We start from the raw sequence: 17,092 nt of genomic DNA, 5'->3' as shown, positions 1-17,092 counted from the left end.
TTTTTTATTGTCTGGGTCTAATCATAGACCTATGCGAGGCTGAAGGAAGCGGCTGAAAGCAGAAATATCATTCAGGCTTTTTCTGTATCGACGGCTGCGGCTCTGGCGGCAAATACTCCAGCATCGCAGGCGTCGGCGGCGGGAGGCGGTTATCGGCAATATCCCTGTCCACATCGATATGACTGATTTCGCCATTCTCATGATGGTGGACCGTCAGCACCCTCGCCTTGTTCAGTTCCGTAACCAGCTCCCGGGTAATACGCAAACTTTCTGCCAGCTCATGGTCTTCAAGCCCGGGTCTGCGACTGCGGCGTTCGACCCGAAAACGAAACTGGTTGTACTTCGCCCAGCCAATCAGCACCAGGCCGTTGACCAGGGCGACAAGGATATAAAACGTGACCGTATCCAGCGTGGTGAAAAAGGGTCGCACCCCCATATACGGTGAATGCGCCAGGGCTGTGATCAGCCCTTTATAGATCAAATAGATAAATCCAACCCATGCGATGGCCGTCAACAACACATCGATGATGCGCGGCAGCAAACGCCGCTCCGTGAAGATCAGTGGCTGGTTCATGATTCAATCCTCCCAATACCGCGATCAGGACTCACCCAACGCGCTCTGCCACGTTTGCGTTTGAGCATCACTTTCGGGAACGCGACCAGCGTGGTGAACAGGCTTAGCATCCAGTACACCACCGGGAACCAGATAATCCAGAACAACGAGGCGCCAATGCCTTTTTCATAGCGTCGTTCAATCATCAGGCTCACCGCAAACTGCAACAAGCACACCACGCCGAGGATAAGCCCGGTAAAGGCTGGCGGGAACAGATGCTGTACATACAGCGAGTCCGGCATCGGGATCATCAGCCCTAACAGGAACAGCACGATACTGATCGCATAGGCAAACGACCAGGCGGTAGAAAAACAGAACTCAAGAAACAGCGGCCACATGCGGCGGAACTCCCACGACCACAGGCGACGCATGTTAACGATAAACACCTCTGCACCACCCTGCGCCCAGCGCAAACGCTGCTTCCATAGCCCTTTTAATGTTTCAGGCATCAGGATCCAGCACAGTGCGCGCGGCTCAAAGAATACCGACCAGTGGCGCAATTGCAGCTTCCAGCTGATATCGATATCTTCGGTGATCATGTCCGGGCTCCAGTAACCGACCTCGGCCAACGCGCGACGACGAAACGCCGCAACTACGCCGGAAACGGTAAAGATCTGCCCATAGACTCGCTGAGTACGCTTAATTAAGCCGATAATGGAAGAGAACTCACCGACCTGCACACGACCGATTAACGTAGAGCGGGTTCGAATACGCGGGTTCCCCGTCACTGCACCAACGCGCGGGAACTGGATCAGCGGAGCCACAATATAGGCAACGGCATCACGATCCAGTAACGCATCGCCATCAATGCACACCAGGTAATCACTGCGCGCAGCGGCTGCACCGGTCTTGAGCGCCAGCGCTTTACCCTGGTTTTCAGCAAGATGAATAACCCGCAGGCTGGGGTATTCCACTGCCAGTTGTTCCAGCACGTCGTGAGTGTCATCCGTCGAACCATCGTTGATGGCGATCACTTCGATATTCTTATATCGCTGTGCCAGTGCTGCCTCAATGGTTTCACGCGCATTGATCCCTTCGTTAAAACAGGGGATCAGAATGGACACCAGTGGATTCCCCGGCAGGGTCGGTGGTGGCGTGTCATCTCCCCATTTCCAGTGACGTTCACGGTAAAACCAGAAATAGACCCCGCCGCTTATCCACAAAGCAGACATGAACAAAGGCCAGAAGAAGACGAAGTTCAACATCACTTCACCTGTAAAGATGACAGCCACGCCAAACGGCAGGCTGAACATCAGGCAAAGTATCAGGAAAGCAATAATGCGATCGGTCATTTTTGCGGATACCAGTATGAGGAGAACGTCGAGCGAATCTCTGACATCTCAGGTTTGTCGCTGATGAAATCATCCGGGTAATAGCCGTAGTTACCTGCACCGCTTAATTTCAGCTGGCGCATCCATTCGGCTATTTGTTTTCCGCTGATTTCAGCCTGATCCCCGGATTTACGCCAGTCTCGTGCCTGCAGTTCAAACACGGTTTTATCCAGCGCCCCAGGGGTTTGTGCAACGGCATTCACCAGTCGGTCAAGCCATGCGTTGGCATCATTGGCCGGGATCTGTTCCATGAATGGCATCGCCATCGGCGCCGTCCAGTCATAGGTATTGAGGAAATCATTCAGGTTTTGTGCAAACCAGGCTTCACTTTCAGGCTCCAGTACCGGCATGGCGTAAATATTGCGCGCAGTTTGCACCTGTGGACCGCGAATATTACGCACCGTCCGGGTCAGCTGTTTGGTGAAGTCAATCAGCATCTTACTTTTCAGGCGAGTCCAGCGCTCGAACGCCTGAGGATTATTACGTATTTGCTCGATACTGCCCGGAAGCCCTGCGGCACGGTAGGCGGCTAACGCCTCCGGTGACGCATCTTCAAAATCCGTCAGGAAAGCATCGTCATGGAACAAAATACCTTTGAAGCTGGCGTGCTTCGCCAGGTCTTCATAGATTTCAGTGATGCGTTTGCGCGCTTCGCTGTCCCAGGGCGAGAGACGAACATAGTTCTCGTGATTGATAGCAGTGCGTCCCGTTTTCGGATCCCATGCGGTTACGCGTGGAATGGACGCGTCGAGATCGAAAGCCAGAACCGGCATCCAGGCATACACCGTCACCCCTGCCCGCGTTTGTAACTGCCAAGAGATATAGTTAAAGAGATCGGCACGCATCGGCAGCCAGCGGTTGGGGAAATAGAGTTCGCGAATATTCCCGTCGCCCTGCGGATCGGCGTACGCCTGCAGGAAGACATGAGAAATACGCATGTCATAAACGCGCTGGATCAGCTTATCGATATTTCGCTTCTGCTGAGCAGGGTCTTTGTCATACACGTAATCCAGATCGACATGCATCACGCGCATCGTCTGTGGTTCACGGACCTGAGCGACCTGACTGGCAAAGCGCTTAAGGGATGGGTTATCAGAAATCAGCACGCGCGGAATATCATCGAGAAACGCGGCATTTGCCAACCCTTCATTAAGCGTAAAGGCCATCTTATAGCCATGCTCTTTGGCCAGGTTTAACGTTGTACCGTTGGCTGCGCCGTAAGGCCATACCCACGCGCGCGGCGATTTGCCGGTCACCGCTTTGATCTTGTTAGTGATCAGAGAGATATCCGTGTTTATACGTCGCGTGTACTGTTCGTCCGTTTCGTAAGTGCCGGTTTTCTTATCATACAGGCGGTTCGCCACTGCGGGCTCTTTACTCCCCTGCGGGTTGGCCTCAGCGCCAAAGTGCGAGTTCCAGGTGTGCGCACCGACTTCTACCAACGGCGACTTGCCCATTTCTTCGACCATTTTCCAGGTGGCGAATTTGTCTCGCGCGGTCATTAAGCCGCCAAAATCGACTTTTTTGTTGGCTGGCGCATCAACCCAACTGCCTACTGGTGCCCAGAGTGCAGGCCAGTTGTAGGCTTTCAGCAATGGCCAGACGCGGGTATAAAAACTGCTATATCCGTCGTCAAAGGTGAGTAATACCGCTTTTTCCGGCAGTACAATTTTACCGTCATGGGCGTCCAGAATTTGCTGCACGCTGATCGGCTGATAGCCATTATCACGCAGCCAGGCCATTTGGTCGCTCAACGCGCTGGTACGCACAGAGAGGTAGCGCTGGTCGGCTGCACCATCCTCCACATCATGGTAGCCGAGCACCAGAAAGCTATTTTTCGGCCACGGATGATCCGCCGTCAGCGGTGTTCTCTCTGCGGGAGGAACATAGCGAGGCGTTGTATTGTGCGCGCTGCTGCACGCGGTAATCATCAACCAGCCAGCGATTAATGCGCTAAGCCACAGGCATCTTTTCAGCATGAACAATCCTTAAAACCTGACATTTAAATCGAAAGCGAGGGAGATATTCCGCTCACGTTTACCGTCATAGGGGCGTTTATCCCAAATCAGCATCACCCCGCCATCTACGACGTTGTTCCATTTAAGCCGTTGGCCGTATCCCACCTGGACGATTGCGCCTGCATCTTCACCTTGCTGCCAGTAGCCACCTACGCCAGCCAGACCTTGCTGCGTCCAGACGGTATCATAGTGGCGGTAAAGAACCTGCTCCGCGCTCAGGCCAGGGACAACGGAAAAATCACTCTTCGGGTTGTAATACGGAACATTTTCTTTGGTGTTGGTGCTCCCGCCGATACCCGGCGTAAAGTCCAGCGTGAAGCGCGGCGTGGTCCACATGCGCTCTTTTCCGCTGAGTCCGTATTCGATGCGATCGTTACCGTCCGAGAAATGTGATGCGGCAAACGACAGTTGATATTCACGTCGTTCGTTTTGATACCAGCGAACAAACATATCGCCGCCGTTGGCATACACGCCACTACGCAGCGCGCGCAACGGGGTATTGCGAGAGAGGCGCTCGGCCGACCCACCAACGCGCCAGTTGTCATTAAAGTCATGCCAGCCGGATAGACGCCCGCCAATCTTCTGACCATCGCCATAATTTCGGCCAGACACTTCCATTTCCGCCCAGTAATCGCGGGAAGTCCATTCTGCACCCGCCGCCAGATCGCGGCTGATGCCCTTCCCTTCCTCAAATTCACCAGTAGCAAAGTTGAATCCGGTAAACAGTCGCCAGTTGTCATTAATCGGCGGACTGTAAATAGCCGTGTTGATGTTGAAGTCATTCTTACCGCTGACCGGGCTATCGGACGAGATCCCCTGCGTTCCGCTAATACGCACTTCCGACATTTTGTGGACATCACGAATACGCGCGAGGCGCAGCGTCGCTTCATCATCCGGGCTACGGGCAATAACGTCATCCGTCAGTTCATCTGCCTGTTTCCACTCCTGAAGATCCAGTGCAACGTAAGCCTGCTGACGTTCCAGCTCCAGGTTGCTTGGCTCAATGACTTCCGCCAGCTTAAGCTCTTTCTCCGCCGCATGCGGCAATCCACGCGCTTCAAGCACAGAGGCATAGGAAATGCGCAATCCCTGGTTACCAGAGCCTGTTCGTGCCAGATGCTCTGCGAGCTTTTCTGCCTCTGGCAGTTCATTGGCAGCGATATGATATTGCGTCAGTAGCGACTGTCCGAGCAGCCAGTTATCGTTAGGCTGCGGCGTTGGCGAGCCATAGATACGCCGCAGATACGGACTCTCTTTGATCAAATCATCGACTTGTTTTTTGGCAGCATCGAAGTTTTCATTATCAATGTGCGCGTAGAACAGATCTTGTTGATCCTCAGGACTGAGCGGCGTCACCGGGATAGGTCCATTCGGGTAGTAGATGCTCGCCAGCATCGCTTCGGTTTTTTCCGGCTGGCGTTCGCTTAACCATGCTGATGCCACCCAGCGTTTTGCATAGTTTGGTACTTCGCCGCTTGCAGAAAGGGATTCATACTCATCAATCACTTCGGCAGTACGCTTACGCACCAACAGGGCACCCATACGGTCAATTCTCGCCCGACGGACATCATTCTGCGCAGACGGCTCATCTTTCCAGGCCGCCAGCAACTGGTCATAACGGGCCAGCGCTTTATCGGCCACGATAAAACGTTCTTCTTCATTACGTGCGGACGTATAAGAGGAGCGTACCATTTCAGCCGCCGCATCAAGCTCAAGACGGCGCTTCACTGGATCAGCCGTGGGAACGACCTCCGCCATATTTAAAGCGGGTCCGGAAACACGGTTCGCCGACAGCGCAGATAGCAGCGTGGATTTTGCATTTTTGTTGCCTGGATCAACATCATCCGCCTGGCTGGCAACCAACAGTGCATCCCAGTTTTTCCCCTGAGAATGATATACGTAGGCAAGCAGTGCGTCGGAGTCTGCGCCCGGATGCGCCTGCGCCCATTTATTCGCTTCAGTAAGGGCTTGCTGATTGTAGCGCGCATCCGCCAACGTCATTATCCAGCCGGTGCGTACATCCACGTTATCAGGCTCTTCCTGTAAAACGCTTTCCCACACCGCCAATGAATCATTCCAGTTTTTCTGGTTACGGTACGCACGTGCAGCGGCTACTTTGCCGCGCGCAGGCACATCCATCTGCCCACGATACCGCTGCCAGATTTGAATGGTTGTTTTATCGTTGTTCTCAACCCAACCAGAAACTTGCAGCCAGTCGGCAACCTGATTTGGCGTTAGCGCACTTTTCTTTCCCTGATCCTCAAGGTAGCGCAATAGTGGCGCACTATTCCCCCCCCGCGCTTCAATAACCAAAGCATCATAATCTGATACCGCAGCAGAGATTTGCATAGGGAAAAGAATGCTTGCCGTAAATAAACAGCTTACAGACTTAAAACGTTTAATGAAGTTGGCATGTCGACGCATACTGAACATATCTGCCCTTATATCTTACATCAGAGTAAAAATAAGCGTTTTCAATAAGTTACGGCCATCCCTGACAGTTGCCGACCATGTAAGATGCACTGCCGCTTATTTCGTAATAGGGTTATGAAGCAATTAATTCTTTCGTCTTATTGACTACCCGCACCGCGTCCTCTAATCGTTGGACAGGAGGCATAAACTCGGGAATTTTATCACTCCATGTAGTTCGTGGCTACGCAATAAGAAAAGTCTTAGGCAAAAAAGTATTTTAGACTAAATAATCCTAATACTCTTGGGATTGAATTCTGGGTTTAAACAAAGTTTGCCCGGTGACATCATGTGACGATACTTACTATTGCTGGTTAGCATAGCTACACCGCGCAACTGTTTGCATGGTAACTATTTTGAGAGGTGAATAGAGAAAAATCTGATAATAGGCTCTCTGCTAACAACAAAATATAACTTAATTTTTAGGGCTCAAACAGGGCCAATGAAATGAAAATAAGGGTACAGGCGCAAGAAGAATTAGATACAGTAACAATGCGTTGAAATCAAACAACTTTATTTATCATTTTTCGAAACCTACCATAATTGGTATTTGGAAACTCAATCAAATACGTGCGTGAATAATTGTGTATTACTCTACCTGTTAATATATTTACCAACCTTGCGTACTATTGACAATATCAACCACAATCAATTATTTCCCCTTACAATATGCAAGCCTATTTGCATTACAAGCAACTGATAGAAGCATAATTTTTTGCACTTACCTTCCCCTCAGACTTTCAGGTAATCTGGGCAAAGACGCCAATGGGAGCCGGTCAATGAAAATCGTTAATGCAGAAGAAAAGCACATCCCCGCCATACGCGATATCTATGCACATCATGTTCTTCACGGTACCGGCAGCTTTGAAACCGACCCGCCGGATGCACACGAGATGCTTGCTCGTCTGGAAAAAATCCGCAGCCTCGGGCTGCCGTGGGTCGTCGCTCTGCAGGAAGATAAGGTCATCGGGTATTGCTACCTCACCCGCTACCGCGAGCGCTATGCCTACCGCTATACCCTTGAGGATTCGATTTATATTGCTCCAACGGCTCAGCGTCAGGGTGTAGGAAAAGCCTTACTGCGTCATGTGATTGGCTGGGCTGAAGCACAGGGTTATCGGCAACTGATTGCCATCGTCGGCGACAGCAATAATCAGGGATCGTTAAAAGTCCATCAGCAGGCCGGATTTACGCAAATCGGCACACTGAAAAACATTGGCTTCAAACATGGGCTATGGCTCGACACGGTATTGCTACAACGTAATCTGGGTGAAGGTAACGGCACGCTACCACCGGATTCCGGTGTCGCTATCTAACGTTTTTAAGGATTAACTACAGGGATAGAGTCTTGGAGCGGGCGAAGGGATTAGAATAGACTCTCCAATAAATTGAAAAATATGAAATTTTCAAGTTATAACTTTACTTATACCCCCAAAGATACCCCCAAAGCACAGAAGCTTTGAATTCAAGCAATTACCTTTGTCGATAAATCAGCAGGAAGCGAGATGATACCAAATGGCAGGCATACTCAAAAGCAGCGATACCGTTAGCATCAGACTAATTACGATTCATTAAACCCAGATCGCGACGGGCCCTCATGATATCAATAATCGTGAGATATGGCGTTTGTTCTTGCCAGCTAAACCCTCTGCGATCGATACGAACCAGTTCGTACTTTTCGACTAGAAAGTTAATGGCATTAGCGAGAGTGATACCGGCATCGATATGTTCCTGTATGACGGTTTCATCACAGAAAGGTGTATCGTTTAGTGTCAGGCCATAATGCTGTTCCAGCAGACGACTAAGTAGCATTTGCCAGATAGTCACGGGCGACAAGCATGGCTTCGCCGCCCGCATATTTGTTGTAGGTAGAAATTTCATTTTTTCTCTCGTGAAAGTAATTAACGTTGAGTGGGATAAATGGCGATGTATACGTAGCCACAACTACCAAGCGTATCGGCTTCGCAGGTGAGTCCGTTGTGATAGAGGGTGACACAGTGCTGATGGCGGGGGGAGAGTTCTCCGCTGGTGAGTATCAGCTCCAGCTGCTTGAGTATCAACGGAAAGGCCTGGTCGAGGCGCAACGCATGCTCGTCGCTGAAAGCACCGTTAAACCCGGCGCGGTCAGCGAGAAAATGCAGGCGGTCGCCTTCCTGCACCAGACGTGCTCCAAAACAGGGTGTGATCGTACTCTTTAGCCCCCACTGCTGGCAGGGGGGATTCTCCGGTATGGCACCGGATTCTGAGTGATTGTTCATTATTGTTCCTGATTAAAGTGAAGGATTAATTGAGAGTAACGCTTCGAAGAATGACATAGGGACCATTGCGGTCCTGGCGACGTTCAGCAAACACGGCCAGAACGCCGCGTATGTCCTCCACCTCGCGGCCAGCATAATGACAGATACTACCTGACCATTTATATTTGCTCGTACTGAAGCGAAACAGTCGGGAGCCAGGATGTTGCCGGTACAGGGTCATTGCCTGGCGTTTGCTGATGATTTTCATATCCAGCCTCGCTCTGCGAACGACACAATGCCCTCTGAACCGATGACCAGATGATCGAGCGTGTTCACATCAACCAGTGCTAGCGCTTCTTTAAGCCTGCCCGTAATGTTGCGGTCGCATTGGCTGGGCTCCGGGTCACCGGATGGATGGTTATGCGCCAGTACGACAGCTGCAGCATTGAAGCGAAGCGCTGATTTCACCACCTCACGGGGATGGACCTGGACATGGTTAATCGAACCGGCAAACAGCGTTTCGCTCTCCAGTAAACAGTGCTGGTTATCGAGATAGAGCACCATAAACAGTTCCCGTTCCTGTCTGGCCAGCTGTAGCCGAAGCCAGTCACGGGCAGCAGTACTTGAGGTAAAGGCTATTCCAGGCCGGCGCAGATATTTATCAAGCAAATTGATAGCCCGGCGGATGGTCCGTTGGGCATAAGGTGTCAATCCGGATGTCGCTGGGAGCAGACAACCATGCCGGGTCATAACCGCCAGCGGAAAGAGTTCAGGCTGAGATGACAGCGGGGATAATTCGGTATTCATTTCAGGCATTCCTCAGTCGATGAGATGCATAATGGCGCTGCACTCTGGATGGTGTAGCGCGAAGTCACGTAAGCGATAATAGTGCTCAGTCATCGCATCACATTCGGTATGACAGGCGTGGTGGCTGTATGCCATCAGACAGGCGACTATCCCTGCCGCTTCGCCAGTAAGTTCAGCGCCGTTGCCGTTCATGCTGTTGAACAATGCCCACGTCTTATCGTGCTCTGACTCAGGAGCCATGAAAGCACCGCCGTTGCTGAGCGTCGAAAAGTTCCAGATACCACCGTGGTAATCGACACACAGACGGCTCATCCAGCCAAAGATTCGGGGCTCAAGGGTTATCCATTGTGGGATGGAGCCAAAGTGCTGCGGCCAGAAGCCTATGCGTAACTCGTCAGGGACCACCGAGGCAGTAATTGCTGCCTGCTCAGCGAACTCAAAGTTTTGTGTATTCATTAAACTATCTCCTTATGCCGGAGCGGTTGTTTAACGCCCGAAAAACTCGAGCATGTTTTCTGCCATAACCCACAAGGCGCGATTGAGCTTCACATCGCCATCAATACCGGTAACAGCACGAGTGCGACTGCTTTTCCCCTGAGCGGTTCGCCCTGACAATCCACCTTTCATCAGGTTCTCCTGCACACGCTGGTATACTGTCCACAGGTCATCGCTGTAGTCCTCCCGGCGACGTGGGGTCAGCAACTGCGATACCGTGACCGGTTGGTGGTCTTCACCAAAGCGATACTTCAGAGCGGCATTCGCCAGCGCGTGACGGGCCGGGGCTGGTAACGCCAGCGACTGCATTGCATCGCGTTTCTCATCCACCCGGTCAAAGACCCCGAGCACTTCGTAAGCCCCTTCAATCACCTTCTCAACAACATTCCCTTTATGCGGTACCCGCACTTCTCCGAATGACTGACCGCAGACCAGGCCATTAGTACAGACGCCGCGAAATAATCCCGGCAGCATCTGGTAGCTTGATGAGCCGTCATGGCTATTAAGTAGAATGATTTCCGGCACCTGATGGCCGGTCAGTTGACCGGCACGACGCAGGCGAAGCATGTGTTTGGTGTGCTCCCTCTTGCTCTGGTCGCGAACCTTTGTCTGGCAGGCAAAGAACGGCTCAAAGCCTTCACGCAGCAGGCTTTCGAGGATGGTGATGGTCGGGATGTAGGTGTACCTGTCTGAACGAGATTCATGCTTGTCACTCCCGAACACGCTGGGAACATAGTGAGCAAGTTCATCACGGGTTAAGGGACGGTCACGGCGAACAAGGTTCACCGCACCAAAGCGGGATGCTAATCGCATAATTCACTCCTTTGTGCGTTTATCGGTATAAAAAGAAAAGGCCACGCTCCCGAAGGAACATGGCCTTTAACATTAAAAATGGCGTGGCGGATAAGACGTTATTGCCCCATATATTCAACCCTGGCACCGGTGGCCTTACCATCAGCACCAACGGTCACCACCACCTTATCGTAGATACGATACCCGGCATTGTAGACCTCATAAACCACAGTATTTCCCTCCACTTTGTAGCTGCCAAAATCAGCGGCCTCAGCCGTGTCACGGTCATACTCTTTCGTGTATGCTTCTTTGGCCGCTTTCATGACTGAGCCTTTGTTAATCTCCGGCGCTCGACTCCCGGCACTGGCAGCAAGGCCAGATACGTATTTCGGGCAGACCGTCATCATGTCCCCACGGGTGAATGTCAGTTGCGCACCAAAGACCTGAAGGGTCGATGTTTCCTGACCTGCAATCGAAGCAATTGCCTTTCTGGCGGCTGCAGGTGCCTGCCCGCCTTCAACCTCAACAGCCTTAAATCCTGTTTGCTGGTTGCACAACTGAGACGTGGGTACCAGATTGCCGTTTACACTGATGCGACTCCCCATCAGCTCCTGCGGGCCATTGGGGCAGCCCTGCAACTGACCAAAGATGCCAATGGTGTTGTTTTTCAGCATCACCAGTGCCTGACCATTTTCGGTCAGCGTCTGGCACCAGCCGTTTTTCACAGCCCAGTTACCCGCCTGAGCAGAAACCGAAATGGCTGACAAAACAAGTGCAATCACGGTCTGAATTTTCATATGTCACCTTATTAATGAATCAGAAGCGGCAACGGGGGACGCGGTACACAGAACCTGATGCATCTTTGTATCCTGACCATCACGTCAACGTCCCTGTTCGTCGTGCTCATGAACACTTTTGAGAAAGAAATATCCCTTTGCTTTGATAGGTAAAAGCGATCAATAGGGGGCTTATACATCGATATTTTAATAGATAAAAACGATCGATATTCTATTATCGATCGTTTTTACAGATCAATATACTGTTTTTTGAATGTGGTAATTGAGGGGTAAAGCGGCAGATTTCAGCCAAATATTCGGTCCCATAATGCCGTGGCAAGTTGCACTAACTTTTGTCGGATACTCCTTAACAGAGCAGTCCAGACAGAAGGCAGGTGGTCAGGATTAATCACCGTGTCAAAAGCCTTACCCGCTGCCTCACCAAACTGCTGCCGTACAGCGGCATCAGTGTCCGGGGTCTGATGCTCTGGTTTCAGCTGGCAATACACGGTACTGCTGGCCTGTACGGGCAAGGCATGCACAATCAACTCCACTAGGGCGGGCAGGTTATAGCCGGTATGTGCAGAGACAGCCATGACCGGGAAAGAGGACGGCAACTGACCGGCAACCTGCGCACTGACTGAAGCTAGTGAAAGGCATTGCTCAGAAGAAGGTGATGCCTGCCAGGGCTCACCATCCCTGAGGGGTGGAATACGGTCGGCCTGAGTGAGTACAAACAGGAAACGTGAAGGTTCAGCACCGGCTTCCATCAGTGCCCTGTATGTCGTGATATCCGTTGCCCGGGCACGGTCATCGGCACGCAGTACCCAAATAATCAAATCCAGCTCTCCCAGCAACGCCTTATAGAGCGCCAGATATTCCTCGTCGTATTCCGGTGTTTCGCCCACACCCGGTAAATCCACCAGTGTCATGCTGTGCTCACCAACGGTGAGTAACAGACGCTGGGGTTCGCGGGTGCAGCCTAACAAATCACTGGTCAGACAAACGGGTTGCTGAAAAAGCGCGTTGCATAATGAACTCTTGCCCGCACCACTTTTGCCCATGATGCCTATCACGGGTTCATAGTTAATCGCCTCCTGGAGGCGGGACAGAATACGTTCAGTAGCCTGCCGGGGTAAGAGATTGAGGCAGGTACGCACCACATCACTGGTATCCTGCGGATCGGGGATTTGAGGCATGATTTACTCCTGTGAAAAAACTATGCCGGGAAATTTTTCTCCCGGCGACTCACATGAGTAATGTAGGCGTTATATTTTTTGGAGTTATCGTTGCCTGTCTAGGATGGATTTTTGTAATCAAAAGGCTTGCTTTTATATCTTAGATACTCATCATGAATAAGTTTTTCAATAACTTTAATCTCTTTTTTATTAAGTGCCACTGCTAACTCAGATAATTCCTTGCTGGCTTTGGCAGAGATTGTCAAATCATGTTTTCCAGACCTTCTTTTTCGTTGCTTAAAAGAATCACTCATTTTTTTCAGGAGTGCACTTTTATCATCCAGAAATTTTCTGTAATTTTCCACATCCAGTTTATTCGGGATGGCCCAGCAATCAATCGCGCCCATTACACCAATGTATCGCTCATTAAGGTCTGCGGGTTTAAACCAGGACAGAACATTTCTTTTTATATCCTTTTTCTTTGATAAATACGACCATGCCCACTCAATGCCTTCATTATCATTTTTCTTTAACCATCTGGGGCTTTGAACCTGACTATTAAAAACAAGCCAGATACTACGAATATAATCGAATGTTTTCTTACTTTGATATGGACTGAGGGAACAAGACAGTTTATTCATGAAGGTAATAATTACCCGGCTTCTTTCAGCTGAACTCGTTGGATTACCAGATAGTCTGAAAAAAGAGTATAAGTTTTCCTCTCTTTGATCCCATTCCGGAATTAACACAGCCGTATCTTCAGGTAAATAAAGCTCCCGGGCAGAGGCTTTTCGTATATACGCCCAGAACCAAAAAATAGCACGTGAATTAACCGCCCCCTTCAACCACTTTAAATCGACGTCTTGTAGACATGAAGAATCTTCACCATGAAGACTTTTAGTTTTAACATTGCGTTTTTCCCCGGCCTGCATATTTTGTATTAAACGCTTAAAAGCTTCATCACCCCTGGTGGCGTTATTACTGCTTTCAGACACCGGGGGGCTTGAGATCGGTTCTCCTGTCCTGACTTCAATATCAGAATCCTCGGCCGCCTGCGCAGACTCACCTTCTGGCCAAGAGTCGATACTAAATTCTCTCTCAGGACTGGTAAAGCGGCTCCCTCCCTCAAGGAGAGGTTCTTCTGGCCTTGCTAATTCTTCAGCGCCCAGTTTACCAATCCATTTTGGATAATAATTCTCATTATCACTATCACTCACCGTTACCTCCTGTAGTAAAATCCACCATAAACAGTATGTATAATGAATCGATTATGAAGTAAACAAGTTTTTATTTTGAATGAAAATAGCTCGAAAATTGTAAGTTTTTTGTAAGAGTAAAATCGACGCCAACCTCTAAAATAAAGGGGGTTCCGGCGATTTACCAGGTAAAAATGAACATTCATAAACTTGTACAGCATACATAAATTTGTGGCAGGCATTCACTATGTTTTACATTGTCACGCGCACCGCGAATGTAGCTCACGTCAGTTCTGTTCTTATTATCAGGGTACAGGGCTGGACACGTTGTGTCCTGACAGCACTACTAGCTGGTGAGAACTAGCTGATGTAATTTTCTACTTATCAGCTGATGGTATGAGAAGGATGCCCGTTACTCTATCGATGGCAACTGGCCCTCTCCCGAACTCACACTAAATCGCGGGAGCATTACCATGACAAACAAAACTCATCCGATATCATCCAGCACCCAGACAACCACATCTTTACTGAATGATCAGCTCGTTGATATGACATTCATCACTGGCTATACAAACATGACCGATAAATGGTTCTACCGATTAATTTCAGAAAATGCGTTCCCTGCACCAATTAAACTGGGGCGTAGCTCACGCTGGCTAAAAAGCGAAGTGGAAAAATGGATGCTGGATAGAATACAAGCATCTCGAGGTTAGAACCTTTAATGTTGGTGTTTTACACAGGAAGGTTACGTAATTTAATTTAGGTTTTTTAATATAATTATACTCACTCTCATTTGTTCTTATATTCATCGCTTACTATCAAAGCCCGTTCAAGCCCCCTCGTAAACAATATTTCAACAACCACTATCATCTTTTTAAAGTGATAATTAATTTAAGTGTCAGTTCAGTATTGGCTTAAAGAAAAGCCTTGCATGAAATATCATTAAATTAGTGCTTGTACTGACCTCTCTCATCATATGCAGTGGAATAATCATGCTTAAAAATTCAGATAGAACTTTTAATGAAGACTGGTTCCTGGCTTCACTTCTCAATGCACACATCGATGAAATGATATACAGATACTCATGCCTTTTGGCATTACGTATGGATTTTTTCTACCAAAAGGACAGTGCCCGGTATTCAAGCTTCAATCACCAAACACTTGAACGTGACTTGCGTGAACTAATGGATAAAATGACAAAAGAGAAAGGTGTGGTGGGCTATTTCTGGGTTGTCGAATGGACTGAACGACATAGATACCATGCGCATGTCGTATTCTGGCTGGACAGACAAAAAACACAGCACTCTTATCCCTTTGCCCTTACAGCAAATACACTTTGGGAGGAAATAACGCACCGGGACGGCGTATCGCACCGATGTGAATATCGGCCGCAGTATTCTGGAAATATCAATATACCTGTTCGGTATAACGATCCGGAAAGCATTAACAATATCCGTCATGTTCTGAGCTATCTGGCTAAGGAAGAACAAAAAGAAGGTTTGTGTGCATACGGCTGTAATGACGTTCCTCCACGCTCAGCGGCAGGGCGTCCACGTAAGCCAGGCCCCTGATCCTACGGCTACGCAACTGGCTCGGCATCCTGTACAAACCCCGTTATTACGGCGACAAATAATGTCCTCGCAGTCGTGACCGGACCAGCACACTTGAAGCTTGTCGCTCCAACCGCAGTGAATCAGCAAATCCACAACTCCATTTATACCCGGCAGCTCTCCTGTCGGGTATTTCTCATACCTGTCAAACAAGGGAAATCAAAAATGAAACAGCCAGAGAACACGATCGTGGTAAAGGTGGCGGAATACAGTTTATACATCACCCGGCTTAGGGTCTGCCGGGATAGCCTGGCTGGATGATGTAGTGATGCCGAGCGGCGTGGCTGGCGTTTGAGAGCGCTTGAGCAGTTAAGTAAAGCCTCATCGCTCTACTGCCAAAGGGCTAACTCTGCCGATACCAGCAGTGGAACAGCCCTTCAACTCAGGTTAAGCATCGTGACCACTGGAACCTCCGTTGCAGATTAAGTCGTTTCTCCAGTTTGACTCTCAGGCATGTTGACTATGGTTTCCTGGGAAAATAAGTTATTATTTCCACAATTCCGGAAATATAGAAATAAAATGCAAATGGAGCTTTCAAAAGCAGCAGACACCCTGAAAGAGCTGGGTCATCCTACACGACTGAGCGTGTACAGAGAGCTGGTTAAAGCCGGACATAAAGGGTTACCGGTTGGCGAACTGCAGAAGCGGCTCGACATCCCTGCCTCTACGCTGAGCCATCATCTCTCATCGCTGATATCAGTCTCTCTGGTACGCCAGGAACGTCAGGGCAGAACGCTCTTTTGCCATGCTCGATATGAAAACCTTGAGGCTCTGATTGCCTTCCTGACCGAAGAATGCTGCTCAGGAACTGACGACTGCCTCACCATGCCCCAGAAGACGGAGAACTAAAATGACAGGTGATCTTAAGAATGTTGATTCTGGTTTGTTCGACACCTCAATCACAGAGGCAAGATTCGGTGTTCCTGCCGTTCCCCATCCTCCACGTATCCTCATGTTGTACGGCTCTGTGCGCGAACGTTCCTATAGCCGACTGGCAACGGAAGAAGCGGCAAGGTTACTGACCGCAATGGGCGCAGACGTGCGGATCTTCAATCCTTCTGGCTTGCCTCTTCCTGATGATGCACCTGACTCGCATCCTAAAGTCATGGAACTGCGCGAGCTGGTTCGTTGGTCCGAAGGGATGGTGTGGTGTTCCCCTGAACGCCATGGTGCGATGACCGGCATCATGAAGGCCCAGATTGATTGGATACCGTTATCAGAAGGTGCAGTTCGCCCTTCGCAGGGTAAGACGCTGGCCGTAATGCAGGTCTGCGGTGGCTCTCAGTCTTTCAATGCAGTAAACCAGATGCGCATTCTTGGCCGCTGGATGCGGATGATCACCATCCCGAATCAGTCCTCTGTCGCAAAAGCCTGGCAGGAGTTTGATGAAGATGGACGCATGAAGCCGTCGTCTTATTACGACCGGATCGTGGATGTGATGGAAGAACTGGTGAAATTTACTCTGCTGACCCGAGGTAACTCAGCCTATCTCGTTGATCGCTACAGCGAACGAAAAGAGTCAGCAGAAGAACTTTCCCGGCGGGTTAATCAGAGCAAAATCTGAGGGCTG

At 49.9% G+C, this 17,092-nt stretch carries 18 protein-coding genes; 5 read left to right on the top strand and 13 right to left on the bottom strand.

Annotated features, from left to right (window positions below):
* Positions 1–67: 67 nt before the first annotated feature.
* From pgaD to pgaA, 4 genes are read right to left on the bottom strand one after another with little or no spacing between them, the layout of a single operon-like run.
* Positions 68–574 (bottom strand): poly-beta-1,6-N-acetyl-D-glucosamine biosynthesis protein PgaD, encoded by a 507-nt coding sequence (pgaD, locus tag GHC22_RS04555; protein ID WP_003825542.1) that lies wholly within the window; start codon positions 572–574, stop codon positions 68–70.
* Positions 571–1,905: a poly-beta-1,6-N-acetyl-D-glucosamine synthase gene (gene pgaC / locus GHC22_RS04550; protein WP_003033859.1), complete on the bottom strand. Its 1,335-nt coding sequence runs from the start codon at positions 1,903–1,905 to the stop codon at positions 571–573. Before pgaC ends, pgaD begins: the two co-directional genes overlap by 4 nt.
* The gene (gene pgaB / locus GHC22_RS04545; RefSeq protein WP_048215612.1) at positions 1,902–3,923 is read right to left on the bottom strand and encodes a poly-beta-1,6-N-acetyl-D-glucosamine N-deacetylase PgaB; all 2,022 of its coding nucleotides are present in this window, start codon (positions 3,921–3,923) and stop codon (positions 1,902–1,904) included. Before pgaB ends, pgaC begins: the two co-directional genes overlap by 4 nt.
* Positions 3,924–3,932: 9 nt before the next feature.
* On the bottom strand, positions 3,933–6,395 hold the full coding sequence (gene pgaA, locus GHC22_RS04540; RefSeq protein WP_057067439.1) for a poly-beta-1,6 N-acetyl-D-glucosamine export porin PgaA: 2,463 nt from the start codon (positions 6,393–6,395) through the stop codon (positions 3,933–3,935).
* Between the two features lie 815 nt (positions 6,396–7,210).
* Between pgaA and GHC22_RS04535 the strand changes: the two genes are divergently transcribed.
* A complete protein-coding gene (locus GHC22_RS04535) occupies positions 7,211–7,747 on the top strand; it encodes a GNAT family N-acetyltransferase (RefSeq protein ID WP_032944886.1) in 537 nt (178 codons plus the stop codon).
* Positions 7,748–7,988: 241 nt separating this feature from the next.
* On the opposite strand, the gene GHC22_RS04530 is transcribed toward GHC22_RS04535, so the two are convergent.
* The 9 genes from GHC22_RS04530 to GHC22_RS04490 all read right to left on the bottom strand — a co-directional run bounded on the left by GHC22_RS04530 (position 7,989) and on the right by GHC22_RS04490 (position 13,933).
* The gene (locus GHC22_RS04530) at positions 7,989–8,312 is read right to left on the bottom strand and encodes a TA system toxin CbtA family protein (RefSeq protein ID WP_001546951.1); all 324 of its coding nucleotides are present in this window, start codon (positions 8,310–8,312) and stop codon (positions 7,989–7,991) included.
* 20 nt (positions 8,313–8,332) lie between these two features.
* Positions 8,333–8,689 carry a type IV toxin-antitoxin system YeeU family antitoxin gene (locus GHC22_RS04525; protein WP_049116113.1) on the bottom strand — a complete coding sequence of 119 codons (357 nt, stop codon included), beginning with the start codon at positions 8,687–8,689 and terminating at the stop codon, positions 8,333–8,335.
* Between the two features lie 25 nt (positions 8,690–8,714).
* A complete protein-coding gene (locus GHC22_RS04520) occupies positions 8,715–8,936 on the bottom strand; it encodes a DUF987 family protein (protein WP_047644100.1) in 222 nt (73 codons plus the stop codon).
* On the bottom strand, positions 8,933–9,475 hold the full coding sequence (gene radC / locus GHC22_RS04515; RefSeq protein WP_048215610.1) for a DNA repair protein RadC: 543 nt from the start codon (positions 9,473–9,475) through the stop codon (positions 8,933–8,935). Before radC ends, GHC22_RS04520 begins: the two co-directional genes overlap by 4 nt.
* 12 nt (positions 9,476–9,487) lie before the next feature.
* On the bottom strand, positions 9,488–9,931 hold the full coding sequence (locus GHC22_RS04510; RefSeq protein WP_048215609.1) for an antirestriction protein: 444 nt from the start codon (positions 9,929–9,931) through the stop codon (positions 9,488–9,490).
* 30 nt (positions 9,932–9,961) lie between these two features.
* Positions 9,962–10,783, bottom strand: coding sequence for a DUF932 domain-containing protein (locus tag GHC22_RS04505; protein ID WP_048215608.1), 822 nt, complete (start codon positions 10,781–10,783; stop codon positions 9,962–9,964).
* A 98-nt stretch (positions 10,784–10,881) separates the two neighbouring features.
* On the bottom strand, positions 10,882–11,559 hold the full coding sequence (locus GHC22_RS04500) for a hypothetical protein (protein WP_048215607.1): 678 nt from the start codon (positions 11,557–11,559) through the stop codon (positions 10,882–10,884).
* A 284-nt stretch (positions 11,560–11,843) separates the two neighbouring features.
* A complete protein-coding gene (locus tag GHC22_RS04495; RefSeq protein WP_048215606.1) occupies positions 11,844–12,737 on the bottom strand; it encodes a GTPase family protein in 894 nt (297 codons plus the stop codon).
* A gap of 98 nt (positions 12,738–12,835) precedes the next feature.
* Entirely contained in the window at positions 12,836–13,933 is a 1,098-nt protein-coding gene (locus GHC22_RS04490) for a hypothetical protein (RefSeq protein WP_153752307.1), read from the bottom strand.
* Positions 13,934–14,385: 452 nt separating this feature from the next.
* On the opposite strand from GHC22_RS04490, the gene GHC22_RS04485 reads away from it, so the two are divergent.
* From GHC22_RS04485 to arsH, 4 genes are all read left to right on the top strand, one after another.
* Positions 14,386–14,625, top strand: a complete 240-nt coding sequence (locus tag GHC22_RS04485) for an AlpA family transcriptional regulator (protein ID WP_048215604.1) — start codon at positions 14,386–14,388, stop codon at positions 14,623–14,625.
* Between the two features lie 279 nt (positions 14,626–14,904).
* On the top strand, positions 14,905–15,483 hold the full coding sequence (locus GHC22_RS04480; protein WP_048215603.1) for an inovirus-type Gp2 protein: 579 nt from the start codon (positions 14,905–14,907) through the stop codon (positions 15,481–15,483).
* 564 nt (positions 15,484–16,047) lie between these two features.
* Positions 16,048–16,371 (top strand): helix-turn-helix transcriptional regulator, encoded by a 324-nt coding sequence (locus tag GHC22_RS04470; RefSeq protein WP_038423487.1) that lies wholly within the window; start codon positions 16,048–16,050, stop codon positions 16,369–16,371.
* A 1-nt stretch (position 16,372) separates the two neighbouring features.
* Positions 16,373–17,086, top strand: coding sequence for an arsenical resistance protein ArsH (arsH, locus tag GHC22_RS04465; protein WP_032410135.1), 714 nt, complete (start codon positions 16,373–16,375; stop codon positions 17,084–17,086).
* The last annotated feature ends 6 nt before the right edge of the window (positions 17,087–17,092 follow it).

Origin of the sequence: Citrobacter sp. H12-3-2, assembly GCF_009649895.1 — a bacterium.
Lineage (GTDB): Bacteria > Pseudomonadota > Gammaproteobacteria > Enterobacterales > Enterobacteriaceae > Citrobacter > Citrobacter portucalensis.
The sequence above is the reverse complement of the archived record's forward strand: the minus strand, read 5'-3'. Positions and strand labels throughout refer to the sequence as shown.